The 20382-nt window shown below is 53.8% G+C and carries 17 protein-coding genes; 3 read left to right on the top strand and 14 right to left on the bottom strand.

Annotated elements, in window-relative coordinates:
* The 8 genes from ACLJR2_RS23275 to napF all read right to left on the bottom strand — a co-directional run.
* Positions 1-288 (bottom strand): ATP-binding cassette domain-containing protein (locus ACLJR2_RS23275; protein WP_219828086.1); only part of this gene is annotated, 288 nt, incomplete at its 3' end.
* 20 nt (positions 289-308) lie between these two features.
* Positions 309-911, bottom strand: coding sequence for a cytochrome c-type protein NapC (gene napC, locus ACLJR2_RS23270; RefSeq protein ID WP_000431778.1), 603 nt, complete (start codon positions 909-911; stop codon positions 309-311).
* A gap of 9 nt (positions 912-920) precedes the next feature.
* Positions 921-1370, bottom strand: a complete 450-nt coding sequence (gene napB / locus ACLJR2_RS23265; RefSeq protein WP_000835182.1) for a nitrate reductase cytochrome c-type subunit — start codon at positions 1368-1370, stop codon at positions 921-923.
* A gap of 115 nt (positions 1371-1485) precedes the next feature.
* Positions 1486-2355: a quinol dehydrogenase ferredoxin subunit NapH gene (napH, locus tag ACLJR2_RS23260; RefSeq protein ID WP_000013538.1), complete on the bottom strand. Its 870-nt coding sequence runs from the start codon at positions 2353-2355 to the stop codon at positions 1486-1488.
* Positions 2342-3037, bottom strand: a complete 696-nt coding sequence (napG, locus tag ACLJR2_RS23255; protein WP_000091679.1) for a ferredoxin-type protein NapG — start codon at positions 3035-3037, stop codon at positions 2342-2344. The genes napH and napG overlap by 14 nt, the downstream gene beginning before the upstream one ends.
* A gap of 6 nt (positions 3038-3043) precedes the next feature.
* Positions 3044-5530, bottom strand: coding sequence for a nitrate reductase catalytic subunit NapA (napA, locus tag ACLJR2_RS23250; RefSeq protein ID WP_000778098.1), 2487 nt, complete (start codon positions 5528-5530; stop codon positions 3044-3046).
* Entirely contained in the window at positions 5527-5790 is a 264-nt protein-coding gene (gene napD / locus ACLJR2_RS23245; protein ID WP_001260058.1) for a chaperone NapD, read from the bottom strand. Before napD ends, napA begins: the two co-directional genes overlap by 4 nt.
* On the bottom strand, positions 5780-6271 hold the full coding sequence (napF, locus tag ACLJR2_RS23240; RefSeq protein WP_000228069.1) for a ferredoxin-type protein NapF: 492 nt from the start codon (positions 6269-6271) through the stop codon (positions 5780-5782). The genes napD and napF overlap by 11 nt, the downstream gene beginning before the upstream one ends.
* A gap of 413 nt (positions 6272-6684) precedes the next feature.
* Between napF and eco the strand changes: the two genes are divergently transcribed.
* The gene (gene eco / locus ACLJR2_RS23235; RefSeq protein ID WP_015633023.1) at positions 6685-7179 is read left to right on the top strand and encodes a serine protease inhibitor ecotin; all 495 of its coding nucleotides are present in this window, start codon (positions 6685-6687) and stop codon (positions 7177-7179) included.
* A 191-nt stretch (positions 7180-7370) separates the two neighbouring features.
* Here eco and ACLJR2_RS23230 read toward each other — a convergent pair whose 3' ends face one another.
* From ACLJR2_RS23230 to ACLJR2_RS23210, 5 genes are all read right to left on the bottom strand, one after another.
* The gene (locus ACLJR2_RS23230; RefSeq protein WP_000421581.1) at positions 7371-9014 is read right to left on the bottom strand and encodes a multidrug ABC transporter permease/ATP-binding protein; all 1644 of its coding nucleotides are present in this window, start codon (positions 9012-9014) and stop codon (positions 7371-7373) included.
* 75 nt (positions 9015-9089) lie between these two features.
* A complete protein-coding gene (gene alkB, locus ACLJR2_RS23225; RefSeq protein ID WP_000884991.1) occupies positions 9090-9740 on the bottom strand; it encodes a DNA oxidative demethylase AlkB in 651 nt (216 codons plus the stop codon).
* Between the two features lie 2 nt (positions 9741-9742).
* Positions 9743-10804, bottom strand: coding sequence for a bifunctional DNA-binding transcriptional regulator/O6-methylguanine-DNA methyltransferase Ada (gene ada, locus ACLJR2_RS23220; protein WP_000975984.1), 1062 nt, complete (start codon positions 10802-10804; stop codon positions 9743-9745).
* An 80-nt stretch (positions 10805-10884) separates the two neighbouring features.
* Positions 10885-11937 carry an FAD:protein FMN transferase ApbE gene (apbE, locus tag ACLJR2_RS23215; RefSeq protein ID WP_000784294.1) on the bottom strand — a complete coding sequence of 351 codons (1053 nt, stop codon included), beginning with the start codon at positions 11935-11937 and terminating at the stop codon, positions 10885-10887.
* Between the two features lie 114 nt (positions 11938-12051).
* A complete protein-coding gene (locus tag ACLJR2_RS23210; RefSeq protein WP_000865526.1) occupies positions 12052-13188 on the bottom strand; it encodes a porin OmpC in 1137 nt (378 codons plus the stop codon).
* 728 nt (positions 13189-13916) lie between these two features.
* Between ACLJR2_RS23210 and rcsD the strand changes: the two genes are divergently transcribed.
* Together rcsD and rcsB are read left to right on the top strand one after the other, a co-directional pair.
* On the top strand, positions 13917-16586 hold the full coding sequence (gene rcsD, locus ACLJR2_RS23205; protein WP_000083203.1) for a phosphotransferase RcsD: 2670 nt from the start codon (positions 13917-13919) through the stop codon (positions 16584-16586).
* A 16-nt stretch (positions 16587-16602) separates the two neighbouring features.
* Positions 16603-17253 (top strand): response regulator transcription factor RcsB, encoded by a 651-nt coding sequence (gene rcsB / locus ACLJR2_RS23200; RefSeq protein WP_001061919.1) that lies wholly within the window; start codon positions 16603-16605, stop codon positions 17251-17253.
* A gap of 102 nt (positions 17254-17355) precedes the next feature.
* On the opposite strand, the gene rcsC is transcribed toward rcsB, so the two are convergent.
* Positions 17356-20202, bottom strand: coding sequence for a two-component system sensor histidine kinase RcsC (gene rcsC / locus ACLJR2_RS23195; protein ID WP_000876075.1), 2847 nt, complete (start codon positions 20200-20202; stop codon positions 17356-17358).
* Positions 20203-20382: the final 180 nt, after the last annotated feature.

The following is a 20382-nucleotide window of genomic DNA, read 5'->3' as shown; positions in this document are numbered from 1 at the left end:
GTGCAGGTTCTCCCGCGCCGTCAGGCGGGATTTAATCCCCGGCTGGTGCCCTATCCACAGCAGGCTGCGATGGAAGCTGTCGCGCACGCGGCGCAGGGGTTCGCCCTGCCAGTACACCTCGCCGCCGTCCGGGCGCGCCAGCCCGGTCAGCAGGCGCAGCAGGGTGGTTTTTCCCGCGCCGTTGCCGCCGGTGACCTGCACCCACTCCCCTGCATCCACGGAGAACGACAGCCCGCGAAACAGCGTCCTCTCGTCCCGCTCGCAGTACAGTTCTCTGGCTTCAAGCATTCCCACTCATCAACGTCCTGTCAGAAACCTGGTTTAACATCACGCATATCCGGCAGTTTATGCGCGATCCCTTTGTGGCAATCGATACAGGTCTGTCCATCTTTTACCGCCTGATCGTGCATTTTCGCCGCGACGCCTTTTTGCGCGGTCAGATCCATAAAGTCGAAATTGTGGCAGTTACGGCATTCCTGCGAGTTGTTGTCTTTCATGCGCCGCCACTCATTTTGTGCCATTGTCAGGCGATGAGCTTCAAATTTCTGCGGTGTATCTATCAGCCCAAATACCTTCGCGTACAGCTCTTTACTGGCTTTGATCTTACGGATCATCTTCGGCCCCCACTCATGCGGCACATGGCAGTCAGGACAGGTGGCACGAACGCCGCTACGGTTGTTGTAGTGGACGGTTTCCATATACTCCTCATACACCGTGTTGCGCATTTCATGGCAGCTAATACAAAACTCTTCGGTGTTAGCCTTTTCCATTCCGGTATTGAAGCCGCCCCAGAAGATGATGCCGCCGATAAAACCGATTAACAGCAGCGTCCCCAACGCCAGGCGGCTGGGGCTGCGCCACCATCGCCAGACGCGCTTTATCCAGCCAGGTTTACGGTTAGAATTTTCCATAATGACCTCTTATTTCCCGTAACCTTGCGAGGGGGTAAAGGTATTGTCGATAATCGGCGCGGTATCAGACTGCGGTACGTGGCACTGCAGGCAGAAATAACGACGCGGCGCGACGTTGCCCGACACTTTACCGTCGCTGTCCATAAAGTGCGTCGGACTGATACGCGGCGCGCCCGTCGTACGATAACTTTCCACGCCGTGGCATTGCAGACAGCGGTTGGTATTGGTCGTCACCTGGTAGCCCTCGACGCTGTGCGGGATCATCGGCGGCTGGTTGACGTAATTTAGCGGCATACGTTCCTGCTCTTTCGGCATACGAATCGCCCCTTCCTGCGTCCCGGATACTTCCGGCGACTGGCTCAGATCCACTCCGTTTGCCGCCCAAACCGCACCACTTACCACCAGGGCAAGCGTGGCCATCCATTGACACAGCGCTTTCATCAGGTCATGGCTTTTCATTGTTTCGCTCCCGAACTCCATCGCATTTACACTTCATCCTTCGAGCTGCCTCTTTGTTGGCTGCGCTCCAAAATCCCAGTCACATCGTTATCTATGCTCCTGGGGATTTCCTCGCTTACCGCCGCGATGCATCCCGAATGATATTGTGTATCGTTATTGTAAAAACATCCTCAGAACAGACATCCACGCAGCGACCGCAGGTCATGCAGTCGCGGTGAGTGACCTGCGCCGGGCTTTGCTCATCCAGCACCGGCGCACGTAGCACATGCGGTTCCGGGCAAACATGAAAACAATCCATACAGCGATTACATTTCTCACGTTTTTTGGCCGTCACGGTCACTACGCCTTTACTGCCCAACACGCCATACAGCGCGCCCATCGGGCAAATATGCCCGCACCAACCGTGCTCAACGACTAATAAATCAAATAAAAACAAAGCAATAATCAGCAACGCGCCGCTACTAAATCCCATAATCAGACTACGACCTAACAGCGACACGGGATTAATCCATTCCCACAGCAACGTGCCGGTCAATGCCGAACCGATTAACACCACCACCAGAAGGACGTACCGTATATGGCGTGGAATCGTCGCAGACTGGTTCAGGTCAAATTTCCTGCGCATCCAGTTAGCCAAATCGGTAACGGGGTTTAGCGGGCAAACCCAACTGCAAAATAATCGCTTTCCCGCCAGCGCATACAGCACAGCGATAATCACTGCTCCCGTCAGCGCCACGGTAGCGGGAAGATGTCCACTGGCGAGACTTTCCAGGGTAATCAGCGGATCGGTCAACGGGAGGGTATCGAACAGCAAACTACTGCTGTAGTTGCCATGCAAAACCCAAAAGCCCAGCCACGGGCTGCTGAGAAACATCCCCAGCACCATAAACTGGCTGATACGGCGTAACACCAGCCAACGGTGGCTACGCCACCAGCCTTTTTTCGCCCGCGCTTCTCGCCCGGCGTCGCGTTTACGATTTGCCATCTTTCCCCTCCAGCCAGCCGAAGCGGTAATGGTGTCCTAACTCCCCTTTCGCCAATGACAACGGCAACACTTTTATCGCTGGTTGCTCCAGTACGCAGACTTTTTCGCATTTGCCGCAGCCGGTACAGGCGTCGCTGTGTACGGTGGGCAGAAAGCGCGCATGTTTGCCGGTGCGCATGTTGCGATCCAGCTCCAGCGTGATGGCCTCATCGATTTTCGGGCATTCGCGGTAACAAACGTCGCAGCGCAGCCCCTGAAAGTTGAGGCAGTTTTCCTGATCCAGCAGCACCGCCAGCCCCATACGCGAGTCATCAATGGAGGCGATATCTTTATTCAGCGCCCCGCTGGGGCAGACTTTGGCGCACGGAATGTCTTCACACATTTCGCAGGGGATGTCGCGAGCGACGAAATAGGGCGTGCCTGCCGATAGCCCGGAGGCCAGCGTCGCCAGTTTTAGCGTGTCGTATGGACACGCCTGAACGCACTGCCCGCAGCGCACACAGGCGCTGGCGAAGACATTTTCATTCAGCGCGCCAGGCGGACGCAGCCGCACGCCCGTTGCGCGCGCGGTTTGCTGTTGCAAGCCCAGCGCCACGCCAACTGCCGCCAGCCCGCCCGCAGTGCGCACAACATCACGCAGGAAGCGGCGGCGGCCATTTTGGGGTTTCGCTGTACGGGACATAACGCGTTACACCTTCGCCAGCTTAACGGCGCACTTCTTGAAGTCCGTCTCTTTAGAGAGCGGGTCCGTCGCATCCAGCGTCAGGTTGTTCACTAGCTGAGCGGCATCGAAGAACGGCATATACACCAGTCCCTGCGGCGGACGGTTACGTCCACGCGTTTCGACAATCGAAATCACTTCGCCGCGGCGGGACGACACTTTAACCTTATCCCCGCGACGCAGATCGCGCGCTTTCGCATCCAGCGGGTGAATAAAGACCACCGCTTCCGGGAAGGCGCGATGCAATTCAGGCACGCGGCGCGTCATACTGCCGGTATGCCAGTGTTCCAGCACGCGACCGGTGGAAAGCCACAGATTGTACTCGTTGTCCGGCGACTCCGCCGCGGGTTCAAATGGCAGCGCGAAGATCACCGCTTTGCCATCCGGTTTACCGTAGAATTTGTACCCTTCCCCCGCTTTTACATACGGGTCGTTGCCTTCGCTGTAACGCCATTGCGTCTCTTTGCCTTCGACGACCGGCCAGCGCAGACCGCGCGCGTTGTGGTAATCGTCGAACGGCGCCAGATCGTGACCGTGGCCACGTCCAAACCAGGCGTATTCTTCAAACAGCCCTTTTTGCAGATAGAAGCCCAGCTCACGAGACTCATCGTTTAACTGATCCTCTTTCAGCTCGCTCAGCGGGAATTTGCTGACCGCCGGCGTGGCGAACAGAACGTCATACAGCGTTTTACCGCGCAGCTCCGGCTTCTGGGCCAGCAACGCCTCCGGCCAGACCTCCTCGGTTTTAAAACGACGGGAGAACTGCACCAGTTGCCAGAGGTCGGATTTAGCTTCGCCCGGCGCTTTAATTTGCTGACGCCAGAACTGCGTGCGGCGTTCGGCGTTGCCGTAAGCGCCTTCTTTCTCAACCCACATGGCGGTCGGCAGGATCAGATCCGCAGACAGCGCGCTCACCGTCGGGTAAGGATCGGAGACAATGATAAAGTTACGCGGATCGCGCCAGCCCGGCATCCGATCTTCATTGATGTTCGGCCCGGCCTGCATATTGTTATTACACATTACCCAGTAGACGTTCAGCTTGCCGTCTTTCAACGCGCGATCCTGCGCCACCGCATGTAAACCCACTTTTGCCGGAATAGTGCCAGCGGGGATCTGCCAGTGTTTTTCGCAGATATCACGGTGTTTTTCGTTCGTCACGACCATGTCTGCGGGCAGACGGTGTGAGAAGGTTCCCACTTCACGCGCCGTACCGCAGGCGGAAGGCTGGCCGGTCAGCGAGAAAGGACCGCAGCCAGGCTGGGAGATTTTTCCGGTCAGCAGATGGAGGTTGTAAACCAGGTTATTCGCCCACACGCCGCGGGTATGCTGGTTAAAACCCATCGTCCAGTAAGAGATCACGCGCTTATTCGGATCGGCGTAGAGCTGTGCCAACTGTTCCAGTTGATCTTTCGGCACGCCGGTCATTTCAGCGGTCTTGTCCAGCGTATATTCCGCCACGAAGGCTTTATACTCGTCGAAGCTCATCGGCTCGGAAGCGTCGGAGCCCGGATTCTTCGCCGCTTTTTCCAGCGGGTGCGTCGGGCGTAAGCCGTAGCCGATATCCGTCGCCCCTTTACGCAGGTTCACATGCTTTGTGAAGAAATCCTGATTTACCGCGTTGTTCTGAATAATGTAATTCGCGATATAGTTAAGGATCACCAGATCGCTTTGCGGGGTAAAGACAATACCGTTGTCCGCCAGTTCAAAGCTACGGTGCTGGAAGGTGGAGAGGACAGCGACTTTCACATTCGGGTCGGACAAACGGCGGTTAGTGATGCGCGACCATAAAATCGGGTGCATCTCCGCCATGTTGGAACCCCACAGCACAAACGCATCGGCCTGCTCAATATCGTCGTAGCAGCCCATCGGTTCATCCATGCCAAAGGTGCGCATAAAGCCCACCACCGCCGAGGCCATGCAGTGACGCGCGTTCGGGTCAATGTTGTTAGAGCGGAAACCAGCCTTGAACAGTTTCGCGGCGGCATAGCCTTCCCAGATGGTCCATTGACCCGACCCAAACATGCCGATCGCTTCTGGTCCTTTCTCTTTCAGGGAGGTTTTAAACTTCTCTTCCATCACATCGAAGGCCTGTTCCCAGCTCACCGGCGTAAACTCGCCGTCTTTGTGATAGCTGCCGTCTTTCATGCGCAGCATCGGCTGCGTCAGACGATCTTTACCGTACATGATTTTGGGCAGGAAGTAGCCTTTAATGCAGTTCAGACCACGGTTGACCGGCGCGTCGGGGTCGCCCTGGCAGGCGACCACACGGCCCTGCTGCGTGCCCACCAACACACCGCAACCCGTTCCGCAAAAACGGCACGGCGCTTTATCCCATTTGATGGCTTCCTGCTGCCCGACAACGGCGCGGGCGACGCCCGGCACGCTCAGACCGGCAGCCGCCGCAGCGGCCGCAACGGCGTTAGCTTTCATAAAGCTACGACGACTGAGTTTCATGGTGTTTCCTCACCTTGCTCATCCTGCTGGTGATAAACCAGCGACACCGCCAGTACGCCCTCGACATTGCGTACTGACTCAATTGTTTGCATCAGCGTTTCACTCTGATCTGCTTCCGCCACCACGATCAGTTGCCCGCTTTCAACGTCGCTTAACGCGACTTCGCAACCCGGCAACGTGTTCAACTGTGTGCCAATGGCGGCGATGTTCTGACTTTTGGCCTGCACGACCAGGCTACAGACCTGCCAGTTAGTGCGCATGGTGGTTCTCCGCTTTGATGGCTGACACGGGACAGATAGCCACACACGCCCCGCATCCGTTACAGGCCTGCGAGTCAAGCTGCGGCTGGTAAATGCCGGATAGCGTGGGACGAAAGGTAATGGCCATAGGTTCACAACTGTCCTGGCAGCGATGGCATTCAACCGATTGCCTGGCGAGGCAGTTTTCCGTGAGCGTAAAAATCAGATCCCAGGCCCTGGTGTGGCGCGGAAGAAAAAGCGATTCAGTACAGGCCTGCGCACAGGCATAACAAAAGCTGCACTCGCCCCGTTTGAAATCTACGCTCGGATATCCCCCCGCCCCTCGCTGCAGGATGTCGGCCTCACACGCCTGGATGCAGGCGTCGCAACGCAGACAATGTGCGAGAAAATAGGTTGTTTCTCTGGCCCACGGCGGAAGAATCCCATTGCTGGCGTTGCGCCAACTGCCGGTCAACATGCTTCGACGGGATAAATCAACCATGATATCGCCCTTCCATAACGACACGCTTCCATAGGGAGTGAATGCCAATAAAAACCGTACAATTTATGAGTAGTTGTTTTTGTAAATAAGATATTTCAGGATGTGTAAGAGATGCATACCCCGATAGAGGTAAATGCTGTTGCCGGATCAAAAGAGTGCCGGGTAAAGACCCGTAAACGTGCTTTTTCTCACATTTCAATGAGTTATATAGATATTTATATAACGAAAACCACTAATAGCTGATAATTTCATTTGCATTATCAATATCAGAATATTCCACTATATAAAAATACGCTATTTTATTAATAATCTTGAAAATATGAGTAAATACAGATTAATAGATAATATGAATGTGTTAATCTGTTGCCCGTGCATACCGAAAACAGCAGAAAGGAAATACTGTGAACAATCAAATGAAGATGTTTGTCCCTGCCGTCGTCTTCGCCGCCCTCGCCAGCGCCTCTGCCTGGGCTAACAATAGCGATACCGCCCAGCCGCTGGAAAAAATCGCCCCCTATCCGCAGGCGGAAAAAGGAATGAAGCGGCAAGTGATAACCCTTACCCCTCAGCAGGATGAATCTACCCTCAAAGTGGAACTGTTGATTGGTCAAACGCTGAATGTGGATTGTAACCAGCATCGCCTCGGCGGCACGCTGGAAACAAAAACGCTGGAAGGCTGGGGCTATGACTATTATGTCTTTGATAAGGTCACCTCTCCGGTATCAACCATGATGGCCTGCCCTGAAGGTAAGAAAGAGCAAAAATTCGTCACCGCCTGGCTGGGTGAAGACGGGATGCTGCGCTACAACAGCAAGCTGCCGATCGTGGTGTATACCCCGGCGAATGTGGACGTGAAATACCGTATCTGGAAAGCGGACGCTAACGTACAGAACGCCGTCACGCGATAATGTTACGCTGCCCGGTCACACTTACCGGGCATCTGAACACGCCGACTCACGCAGCGCTCCGGGGTTCTTTTTAAAACACGTCTGGAAACCCGCCCGCCCGATGCCTGGTGGCGACGCGTGGCATCTTATCAGGCCTACCCGCGTGCGGACGTAGGGCTGCCATCAGGCGGTTTATCCGGCGCCATAATCCATTACGCAGTACGCGCAACCGCATCACGCGAAGCGGCGTCACGTTCGTCGCCGGTGAGTTCGGTTAACTGCCCGTTACGCATTTCAAGCAGACGATCGGCGTGAATAAAATAGTGATCATCATGGCTGATGGCGAAAATGGTTTTGCCCATTTCCTGCATTAACGGCAACAGTACCTGATAAAATTCCCGGCGGAAATGCGGGTCCTGATCGGCGGCCCACTCATCCAGCAAAATAATATCGCGCTCTTCCGCCAGCGCCAGCAGCAGCGCAATGCGCTTTTTTTGCCCTTTCGACAGTTTAAGATTCAAAATGCGCCCGTCGTTTAGCTCCAGCTTGTGCGTCATTTTCAGGTGCTCAAGCCACTTTTCGACCAGCGCGGGATTGGCGGGTTTCCCCTGCGGCCCCAGCAGGCGGTCGAATAACCACACATCGGTGAACACCGCAGAAAACAGTTTGCGATAATCTTCCGGCTGTCCGGCGGCAATAGGTTGACCATCAAGTAAAATCGTTCCCGATTGCGGCTGGTATAAACCGGTCAATAACATGGCCAGCGTCGATTTCCCGCTACCGTTGCCGCCAATTAAAAACAGCAGTTCGCCGCGGTGAATCGTCAGGTTGATGGGCCCCACGGAAAACGCGTTATCCTGATAGTGGAAAACCACGTTGCGCAGCTCCAGCGTCTTCCAGTCGGGAAAGGCTTTCGGCTGTGGAAAATCAGGCTTATACGGGGCGAGCGCGAATTTATTCAGTTTATTAAACGCCACCTGGGCGGTCAGTAGCGTTGGCAACGCCCCCACTGCAGACAGCAGCGGCGTGCGCAGGAACAGCAACGTCAGTGAATAGGTCGCCGCGACGTTAGTATCCGCCCAGCCGAGACTATTCGCCATCCAGAAGACCAGGCCTATCGCCCCCAGCATCATGATATTCGACCAGTTGACGGCGCTCAGATGAAAAGTATCGGCACGGATAATGTGATGACGGTACTCTTTGGCGTCCGGGATATAGCATTGCTGAAAAATCTGCTCCGCACGCTCGCGGTTTAGCGTCAGCTCTTTGCGTCCTTCCAGCACCGTCTGATAGTCGTTGTACAGCTTATCTTCGGTCTCGCGCAAGGTCGCCATATGCTGGTAAACCCGCGCCACCAGCACAAATCCGCCCCAGATAGTGACCGCCATCCAGATAGCCGTAACCAGCAGCATTTTTGTCGATAGCATCGCCAGATACGCCGCCGAGCCGACGGTGAGGATAATGCCCTGCACCAGCTCAGGCAGACGCACAAAGGCGATAGTAATATTGCGAATATCGCTGGTCAGACCGGCCAGTAAAGAGGCGCTGCCCAGTTGCTCAATGCGTTCAACGTGTGTATCCAGAATGCGCTTGATAAATTCGCTGCGCAGGCGGTAAATGAAATGGTGTCCCAGAGTGGTGAGCGCCAGTTGGGAACCTAATGTGACGACCATTAGCAACAGGAGCAGACCGAGAAATTCCGGCAGCACCATGACGGTGGTGTCCACCGTTTCAATCAGGCGCTGATTGATAAACGCGATCAGACCAATCCCCAGCGCCGCGCTGGCGAGGCTCAGCGCCATCACGCTAATAAATGGCCAGCGGTACTGCCGCCAGACAAGAATAAGAAGTTCCATGCATACAACCCGGACCGATAATAACAGCCCGCAGTTTAACTAACTCCACCTGCACAGCAATAATAATTCTTATTTTTATTCTTTTTCAGCCGCCTGACGGAAGGTGAGATTGTAACGAAATTCACCGGTCATGGGATGAAAGCCCGCTTTAAGCGGCTGGATACCATGATAAAACAGCCGGGACTCGCCGCCCCAGACCACGATATCGCCATGCTCCAGTAAGATCCGCTGGAGCGGATCGCTGCGACGCAGGCCGCCAAACTGAAAAACCGCCGGCACCCCCAACGAAACTGAGACGATAGGCGCGCGCAGATCCGGCTCGTCTTTATCCTGATGCAGCGACAGTTTTGCGCCGGGCGCGTAGCGATTGATCAGGCAGGCGTCCGGTTGGAAGCTCGCATACCCTGCCGCGATTGCCGCCTGACGACATACGCTGGCAAACGATAACGGCAGCGCAGGCCAGGGTTTATCGGTCAACGGATCGCGCACGGCATAACAATAACCGTGACGATCGGTAGTCCACCCTAACGCGCCGCAGTTGGTCATCGCCACCGACATGGTGTAGCCGCCCGGCGTCACCATCTGACGAAACGGAGACTGACTGGCGACAAACCCGATATCGTCTAATAGCGACTGCGCCGCGCGAAACGCAAAGCGGCGCAACACCACCGCGCCAGGCGCCAGGGGCTCTTGCCAGGGCGCTTCATCAGCAAATAGATCCAGCATTGCTACTCCTCTTTTTGCGCTTCTCGCTTTAATAGCTGCGCTTTTCGACGCACGCCCCAACGATAACCGGAGAGCGCGCCATCGCGACGCACGACCCGATGACACGGGATCACCATCGCCAGTTTATTCGCGCCGCACGCGCTGGCGACCGCGCGTACCGCCGTGGGTTTGCCGATAGTCGCGGCAAGCTGTTGATAGCTTACGGTTTCGCCGCAGGGAATTGCGCATAACGCCTGCCAGACCTGCTGTTGAAACGCGGTTCCCTGAATATCCAGCGGCAACGAGAGCAGCACATCGCGTGTGTTGATAGCCGCGACAACCTGCCGCACCCGTTGCTGAAAAAGCGCGTCAGCAGGTTCGTGGCGGGCCGCCGGGAACAGGGTGTGTAATTCAGCCAGTAGCGCGTCGTCGCTATCACCGGGGAGAATCGCGCAAATCCCCCGCTCGCTCTCCGCCACCAGGCACCGTCCGTAAACCCAGTCCGTCAGCGCATAGCGAACGGAGACATTATCGCCGCCTTTGCGAAACTGTTTTGCCGTCATGCCCAGCGTCTGGTCGGCATGACGGTAGTAGCTACTGCTATCCGGGAAGCCGGCGCGATAAATAGCCGCCGTGATCGGCTCTCCTTTCGCCAACGCCTCACGCAGCCGCCGGGCGCGCCACGCCTGCTGCCACCCTTTCGGCGTCATTCCCGTGCTCGCTTTAAACAAACGGTGCAGATGAAACGGACTCATCGCCACCGCCTGCGCCAGAGACGCCAGCGTTACCGGCGTCTCCTGCTCAAGCAAACGGCAGGCGCAGGCAATCTTATCCAACCGCCGTTGCTGCGCGCGCGCATTATCCGGCTGACAGCGCTTGCAGGGGCGAAAACCGGCGTCCAGCGCCTGCTGCGCGTTGGCAAAAAAGCGAACATTTTTACGTAACGCCCGCTTCGAGCGACAAGAAGGGCGGCAAAAAACGCCGGTGGTTCGCACCGCAAAAACGAAACGCCCATCCACGCTGGCATCGCGCGCCTGCACCCGCAGCCAGCATTCATCATCGGTAAGTAACGCTTTTTTCATCATAGACTCCTTCATTAAGCATAGTGCTTGCTTACATGCAGTGTGTCCGTAAATCCGCCCACAAAAACCCGTAATCTTGCGTTTTAATTCTTATCGCTCACCAGGAACGTTTTGAACTGCGGCGACATCCAGGTTTTAAAGCCTTCACCTTCTTTCATGATCATAAAGACCGCCAGCCCTTCCCGCCGCACGACCTCTTGCGCCTTTTGCGTACCAAGCACCATCAGGCCGGTGTCCCAGCCGTCCGCTTCCAGCGCCGTTGGCGCGATGACCGTAACCGATACCAGGTTGTGTTCAATGGGGCGCCCCGTTTGCGGATCGATAACGTGCGAGATACGCTTGCCATCCAGCTCATAATAGTTACGGTAGCTGCCGGAGGTGCTGATGCCATGCCCGTTGATATCCACAATCGCCTGCACCGCGTTTTCCCGGTCGGTCGGCTTCTGAATCGCGACGCGCCACGGCAGCCCCTGCGCATTCATCCCGCGACTGCTTAATGCGCCGCCCACCGAGACCAGATAACGCGCAATGCCCTCCTGCTCCATCAGACGCGCCAGGTGATCCGCCGCATAGCCCTCCCCGACCGTGGAGAGATCAACATAAAGATCCGGCAGATCTTTTTGCAAAAACTGATGTCCAGCCCTGTCGATAACCTGCAAATGTTGCAGGCCTGTTTTCGCTTTTGCCGCATCGATTTGTGCTGGTGTTGGGATATGCAGCGGCTGCCGATCCGGCCCAAACCCCCACAGATTGACCAGCGGGCCCACGGTGATATCCATCGCGCCATCCGTCTTCGCGCCAATACGCAGCGCCGAGGTCACGATATCCGCCATGGCTTCGCTGACCGGCCAGGGCGCAAGGCTGCGTGAATGGTTAAAACGCATCAACGCGGAGTTATTTTTATAGGTAGAAAGCAACCAATCATCAGCATCAAGCTGAGTCTGGATTTTAGTCTGTAACTCTGCGGCGCGTTTCGCATCGATACCAACCACGCTCACCCGCCAGAGGGTCCCCATCGTTTTACCTTCCAGCACCTGAGCGGCAGGTGACGCTGCTGTCGTTTCGGGAGCCTCATCGCAGCCCATAAGTAAAAAAGCCGCCGCCAGACACACGGCCCGGCAAAAAGTCATTTTCATCGCTGTTTATCCTCATTCGAATGGACGCAAGCGTATATCAAAACGTCGTATTTGTACGCCGGAATAAGGCATGAAAAAAGGGCCCGCAGGCCCTTTAGCAACATCTTTTGCTGATTAGAACTGGTAAACCAGACCCAGCGCTACGATGTCGTCGGTGTTGATGCCCGCATCGCGGGTAAAGTCGTTTTTATCCAGCAGGTTGATTTTGTAATCAACATAGGTGGACATGTTTTTGTTGAAGTAGTAAGTCGCGCCGACATCAACGTATTTTACGATGTCCTGGTCGCCATAGCTGGCGCCGTAGCCGTTGCTGATGTCCTTACCTTTAGACTGCAGGTAAGCCACAGACGGACGCAGACCAAAGTCGAACTGGTACTGAGCAACCACTTCAAAGTTCTGCGCTTTGTTGGCAAAACCGTAAGAGGTGGACGGGTTGCTACCGTTAGAGGTACCAAAACGGGTTGCGTTATAGGTCTGAGAATACTGCGCTGCCAGATAGATGTTGTTCGCATCGTATTTCAGGCCGCCGGTGTAAACCGTGGCGCGATCGCCGTTACCATACAGGCGAGCGTTAGCGGTATTGTTCTGATCGGCAGTACGTTTAGACGTGGTGATAGCGCCACCGACAGAGAAGCCTTCGCCGATTGCATAAGTCAGCGATCCGCCGTAACCGTCGCCGTTCTGGTTCAGCAGGCTGCGACCGTTGGTGTTTTCACCGCTCACGCTGCCGTTTTTGCCCTGATACTGCAACGCGAAGTCCAGACCATCCACCAGGCCGAAGAAGTCGGTGTTACGGTAGGTAGCATAGCCGTTACCACGCTGCTGCATAAAGTTGTCAGCGCCGTAGGTGTCGCCGCCGAACTCCGGCAGAACGTCGGTCCAGGAGGTCACGTCATAGGTTACGCCGTAGTTACGACCATAATCGAAGGAGCCTGCGTCAGCGAATTTCAGACCCGCAAACGCCACACGCGTCCAGGAGTCGTTGCTGCCTTCAGTCTGGTTGCCCTGAATCTGATATTCCCACTGGCCATAACCGGTCAGCTGATCGTTAACCTGCGTTTCGCCTTTGAAGCCGATACGCATGTAGGTCTGGTCGCCGTCGCTGCCTTTGTCGTCAGAGAAGTAGTGCAGGCCATCAACTTTACCAAACAGGTCTAATTTGTTGCCGTCTTTATTATAAATTTCAGCCGCATTCGCTGCGCCCGCCACCAGCAGAGCTGGTACCAGGAGGGACAGTACTTTAACTTTCATGTTATTAACCCTCTGTTATATGCCTTTATTGCTTTTTTATGCCACTGCTTACTGGTTAACCCTCATTAACCAGTCGGCAAGTCCATTCTCCGCAAAAATACAGAATAATCCAACACGAATATGATACTAAAACTTTTAAGATGTTACAGTTATCTACATAGATGTTTCAAAATATTAATTTTACGGAACTTTTTTAAAGCAAAAATCAAGTAAAAATAAGCACAAATAGACAAAATATATTCACGAAACTTTTAAAATCAACGGGTTAAATTGATGAAATTCATAGCACTGAATGATAAAACAGAATCTTCATTCGCAACTAAAATAGTGACCGCTATCATCATTAACTTTATTTATTACCGTCATTCACTTCTGAATGTCTATTTACCCCTATTTCAACCGGATGCTTCGCATTCGGTTTTTTTTACCCTTTTTCAGACACACCCGGCTGATTTATGCTACCTGCCTAAAACTATCACGGTTATTCACTACCCTCCCCTGCTCGACCGTTCGTAAGACATTAGCAAATAATTTCTTGATATTTAGTGCTAAACATTTATAAGTAGTCTTTATATTTGTACCGTTCTGCGAAGGTTGTACGCTTTTCCCGTCCCGCCGACGGAGCGCGTGTTAAGTTGCCCGGCATGACGTAAGAGTCTGGAAATTCATTCATTACCCTTTATACTGCCCTTCACCTTCAGCGTTGCTTTTACAGGTCGTAAACATAAATGAGTCAGTCTGACACAACGGTCTCTACCCGATTCTCCCTTCTACCGGGAAGCATTACCCGTTTCTTCTTATTGCTGATCATTGTGCTGCTGGTAACGATGGGCGTTATGGTACAGAGCGCCGTCAACGCCTGGTTGAAAGACAAAAGCTATCAAATTGTCGATATCACCCACGCTATTCATAAACGCGTGGATACCTGGCGGTATGTTACCTGGCAAATTTATGACAACATCGCCGCGACCACTACGCCATCGACAGGTGAAGGACTTCAGGAAACGCGTCTGAAGCAGGATGTGTATTATCTTGAAAAGCCGCGACGTAAAACTGAAGCGCTGATTTTCGGTTCCCATGACAGCGCCACGCTGGAAATGACGCAGCGTATGTCAACCTATCTGGATACGCTGTGGGGCGCGGAAAACGTGCCGTGGTCAATGTATTACCTCAACGGACAGGATAACAGCCTGATTCTTATCTCTACCCTACCGTTGAAAGATCTCTCTTCCGGCTTTAAAGAGTCCACTATTGGCAATATCGTCGATTCCCGCCGGGCAGAGATGTTGCAGCAGGCGAATGCGCTGGATGAGCGCGAAAGTTTCTCCTCATTGCGAAAACTGGCCTGGCAAAACGGTCACTATTTTACGCTGCGCACGACCTTCAATCAGCCAGGACATCTGGCAACCGTGGTGGCGTTTGATCTGCCCATTAATGATTTAATCCCGCCGGGAATGCCGCTGGACAGTTTTCGGATAGAGCCTGACGCAACCCAGGCGACGGGGCGAAGCAGTGAAAAGGAAGCGCCTGATAGCGTCACGATTAGCTTTAACGGTTCAAAAATTGAGATCTCCTCAGCGCTTAACTCTACCGGAATGCGCCTGATCTGGCAGGTACCGTTCGGTACGCTTTTGCTTGATACGTTGCAAAATATTTTGCTGCCTTTACTGCTGAACATCGGGCTGCTGGCGTTGGCGTTATTTGGCTACGCCACGTTCCGTCATCAGCCGGGACGGACGACGGAATCGACATCCGGCAACGCGGCGAATAATGAGCTTCGCGTCTTACGCGCCATTAATGAAGAGATCGTTTCTCTGCTGCCGCTGGGTCTGCTGGTCTACGATCAGGAAGGCAACCGCACCGTGATCAGCAATAAAATCGCCGATCATCTGTTGCCGCATCTTAACCTGCAAAATATTACCAGCATGGCGGAACAGCATCAGGGCGTGATTCAGGCGACAATTAATAACGAACTGTATGAGATCCGTCTGTTTCGCAGCCAGATCGCTCCCCGCACGCAGATCTTTATTATTCGCGATCAGGACCGGGAAGTGCTGGTGAATAAGAAGCTTAAACAGGCGCAGCGTTTGTATGAGAAGAATCAGCAGGGCCGCGCCGCCTTTATGCAAAATATCAGCAACACGCTTAAAGAGCCCGTACGCCAACTGGCGGTTAACGCCGCGGCAGCCACCACGCCGGAAAGCCTGAAACTGGCGGATCAGGCGGATGTATTGGTACGTATGATCGATGAAATCCAACTGGCGAATATGCTGGAAAATGACGCATGGAAAAGCGAAGCAACGCTGTTCTCCCTTCAGGATCTTATTGACGAAGTCGTGCCGGAAGTGCTGCCCGCCATTAAGCGTAAAGGGCTGCAACTGCTGATTAATAACCATCTTAGCGGCAACGATGAACGCTGGGGCGATCGCGACGCCCTGCGCCGGATTTTGCTGCTGTTGATTCAGTATGCCGTCACAACGACTGCTATGGGTAAAATTACGCTTGAAGTCGAGCAGGATGAATCTATCGCGGAGCGTCTGACTTTCCGTATTCTGGATACGGGCGAAGGTGTAACGTTAAACGAGATTGATAATCTGCATTTCCCGTATATGAATGAAACGCAGGGCGATCGTTACGGCAAAGCGAATCCGCTCACCTTCTGGCTGTGCAATCAACTGGCGCGCAAACTGGGCGGTCATCTCAACATTAAAGCGCGAGAAACGCTGGGCACGCGCTATACCGTTCATGTCAAAATGCTTCCTCACGATCAGCATACTCAGGTCGAAGAGCGCCTGCTGGACGACGTGAGCGTGATGGTCGATGTGACGTCCAACGAGGTTCGCGCGATTGTGCTGCGTCAGTTAGAAAACTGGGGCGCCACCTGCATCACGCCGGATGAAAGGCAGATAAGTCAAGAATATGATCTCTTTTTAACGGATAATCCGTCTAATCTTACTGCCTCGGGCTTGCTTTTAAGCGATGATGAGTCAGGCGTGCGGAAAATTGGCCCGGGTCAGTTGCGCGTCAACTTTAATATGAGCAATGCTATGCAGGAAGCTGTACTACAACTTATCGAAGAGCAGCTGGCGCAGGAAGAGATTCCCGCCTCCCCGCTCGGCGGAGATGAAAATGCCGAGCTTCATGCCAGCGGCTATTATGCGCTATTTGTAGACACAGTACCGGATGATGTTAAGAGGTTGTATACTGAGGCGGCAACCAGCGATTTCGCTGCGCTGGCCCAAACGGCCCACCGCCTGAAAGGGGTGTTTGCCATGCTTAATCTGGTACCCGGCAAGCAGTTATGTGAAACGCTGGAACATCTGATTCGTGAGAAAGATGCTCCAGGTATAGAAAAATATATCAGCGACATTGACGCCTACGTCAAAAGCTTGCTGTAGCAAGGTAGCCCAATACATGAACAATATGAACGTAATTATTGCCGATGACCACCCGATTGTACTGTTCGGTATTCGCAAATCACTTGAACAAATCGAGTGGGTGAATGTTGTCGGCGAATTTGAAGATTCCACAGCATTGATCAACAACCTGCCGAAATTAGATGCGCATGTGTTGATCACTGACCTCTCCATGCCGGGAGATAAATACGGCGATGGGATCACCTTGATCAAGTACATCAAGCGTCATTTTCCGAGCCTGTCTATTATCGTTCTGACCATGAACAACAATCCGGCGATCCTGAGCGCCGTGTTGGATCTTGATATTGAAGGGATCGTACTCAAGCAGGGTGCGCCAACCGATCTGCCTAAGGCGCTGGCCGCGCTGCAAAAAGGCAAAAAATTCACCCCGGAAAGCGTTTCTCGTCTGCTGGAGAAAATCAGCGCAGGCGGTTACGGCGACAAGCGCCTGTCGCCAAAAGAGAGCGAAGTATTACGCCTGTTCGCCGAGGGCTTCCTGGTCACCGAAATCGCCAAGAAGCTCAACCGCAGCATTAAGACCATCAGCAGCCAGAAGAAATCGGCGATGATGAAACTGGGCGTAGAGAATGATATCGCGCTGCTCAACTATCTCTCTTCCGTCACCCTGAGTCCGACAGACAAAGAATAAATCGCTTTTATGTTACCCAGCCTGATGGCGCTACGCTTATCAGGCCTACCAGTCGACTCATCTTTTGCAGGCCGGACAGGCGACGCCGCCATCCGGCATTTTTTATGCCCGCGTTTTACGTACCCGCTCGGCATACACCGCCAGCGTCTGTTTCAACACATCCAGCGTCACAGGCTTCGACAAACAGCTGTCCATACCGGACTCCAGGCAACGTTGTTTCTCTTCCGCCAGCGCGTTCGCCGTCACGCCGACGACAGGCAGCGTCAGCCCAAGCTGACGGATACGCTGCGTCAGGCGATAGCCGTCCATGTTCGGCATGTTCACATCGCTCAGAACAATATCGATAGCATTTTTACTCAGCACATTCAGAGCGTCCACGCCATCATTGGCTGTCTTACACTGATATCCCAGAGATCCCAGTTGATCGGCCAGCAAGCGGCGATTGATCGGATGATCGTCAACGACCAGAATCATCATGTCGTCATTTGAATCTGCGGTTTTATCCGTCGTCGGCAATGCGCTGGAAAGCGCTTCACTATCCAGCTCAATACTATAGATACGCGCCAACAGCGCGGGCAACTCATGCACCGACGCCACACTATGCACCCACTCGCCAGGCGCTCTTTCCAATGGAATCCCGATATGACGGCGGCAAAAGACGACCGCCGCCCTCCCCTGCCAGGTATGCTCCAGCGCGTCATCGACAATCAAAATATCGTCTGCGGCGGGTTCTTGCCCTTCATAACGCTGCGTATGAACGCCGCTACGCGCGAGACTGGTCTCAATAAACTGGCACAAAGAAGTATTGCGCACCGCCAGCCAACAGCAGGTTCCGGCGAGTCCTTCCACGCTCTTTTTCACAGGGTATTGCGCGCCATAAAGCGGGATGCGCAGCGTAAACTGGCTTCCCATGCCCGGCTCCGAATCGACGGAAATATCGCCGTCCATCATGCTGATCAATTTTTCGCAAATCGCCAGCCCCAGACCGGTCCCCTGAAAGTTACGCTGTACGCCGGTTCCCACCTGGAAGAAGGGATCGAACAGGCGAACCACCTCTTTTGCCGGAATACCGACGCCGGTATCCCGCACGCGAATGCTGAGATAATCCCCATCACAGCGCACATGCAGCACGATGCAGCCAATATCGGTAAACTTAATGGCGTTGCTCAACAGGTTTGAAATGACCTGCTGTAAACGCATCGGGTCGCCGTTCAGCGATACCGGCACGTCAGGCTCAATAAAACAATACAGGCCGAGCTGCTTACGCACCACCAGCGGCAGATAATTGGCGGTGATATGGTTCATCACCTCTCGCGGTGAAAATTCGCGCGGCTCAATCTTTAGCTGTTCCGACTCAATTTTCGAGAAGTCGAGAATGTCGCTGATAATTTTCAGCAACAGACTGGAGGAGTTATTCATCGCCGTGACCAGACGATCCACGCCTTTTGGCAGCTCTTTGGTTTGCAGCAGATCGAGATTGCCAATGATACCGTACAGCGGTGTGCGCAATTCATGGCTGACCGTCGCAAGGAACATGGATTTAGACTGGCTTGCCTGTTCCGCCGCCTGCGCCATCTCCTGCAGCGACTCTTCCATTTTGACGCGCGTACTCACATCTACCAACACGCAAATCGCAACGTTTTCATTGCGATAGCGGGAATGGACGAAGCTAATTTGCAAATTGGTATTATTACTGGTCAATACATCAACGAAGTTGACCTGCTGGCCGCAAATAATTTGCGTCAGGCGCTGTCTGTCTTCATGCGTGAGCATGTTCAGGTAGGTGTGCGCCAGTTCGTTACTCAGAATATTGACACCATCAATAGTGCGCAGAATACAGATCCCCACCGGCGCGGAGGCGACGATTTTACGGTTGAACTGTTCATGCTCTTCCAGACGCTGAGCATCGCTCTCCGCCGGAATAAAAATTCGCCGCTCATACATCCGCGCAAGCGTAAACAGCCCTGCGCCCACCAGCACGTTCAGCAGGATAGCGTTCAGGATAAGAATACGAATACGCTCCAGGACTAAATCTACAGGCACAGAATAGACAATACTGAGCGAGGATGGCGGCAGGCTTTTTTTGAGTACCAGTTCGCGAAAACCTGGCGTATAACCAAACCAAGAACGCTCCTGCATCCAGCGCGGCTCCGCTTTAATAATGCCGTCAGGACCGGTCAACGAAATCAGCGAATGGCCGTTCTCATCAATAATAGTGACGCCCATCGGCAAACTGCCGGGCGTGAAAAAATTTTCCATGCGGATGGACTGCTCGACGCCCAGCAGCGCCTGCAGACGGTTAGCCAGATACACCGGCGTCAGCGCATAAAAGTAGCCCACGCCCTGACGCGCGCCCTGGCTTATCCAGAAAAGGTTATTCCCACTTTCTTCCTGCGGCGCGTTGCGGTATTTCATAATCCGCTCATGTAACGCTTTTAACGCATCATCGCGCTCCACGGGCATTTCACGCAGGCCGAAATTCGCCATACAGAGGTTATCGCTGCCAATCAGGAAAACGCGGTTAAGATCATACGCCGCTGAAAAGTTGTCGCGCCAGTAACGCATAAACCAGGCCAGCGACTCCAGCGATCCACGCCAGGCGGAGCCCATCGCCGCACAGTCTGAGTCGGCAAATAGCGGTTCAAAGTCCGGCACCACCATTTTGTCATCACGCGCACGCGACGACATGACGCCGTTTTCCGCCGTTAAACGGTTCTCGGCGATATATTTGAGCTCTTTCATCACGTCCGACGTGCGCTGGATAAAACGCTGCGCCTGATCGGAGCTAAGGTTGAACTCCTGACGAATTTCAGACTCCCGCTGGTGCAGGGCATTGACGATGTAAAACACCGAAACAAAGGCGATTAAGAGCCAAATGAGTAACGCTAACGCTCTGAATAAGTAGCGCGAGACTTTCAGCGTAGTTCGAAAGGAAGCAAGGTATTTCAAAGGGGCGAAGCTCCGCCTCAGGATGTAAATAGAGTGTGACTAAGGTAGCGGTAAATGACGTAGCCCGCAACGGCAAATAAATAGAGAGCGTTCAGAATTCTGTGTCACGTTAAAAATTCTACAGCGTCATCACATTATTCAGCCGCCCTTCAAAATAAATCGCCAACTGCGACAATGTCA

The organism is Salmonella sp. SAL03688 (assembly GCF_046551895.1).
GTDB lineage: Bacteria > Pseudomonadota > Gammaproteobacteria > Enterobacterales > Enterobacteriaceae > Salmonella > Salmonella enterica.
Note: the sequence above shows the minus strand (reverse complement) of the source record. Positions and strands in the feature narration are given on the sequence as shown.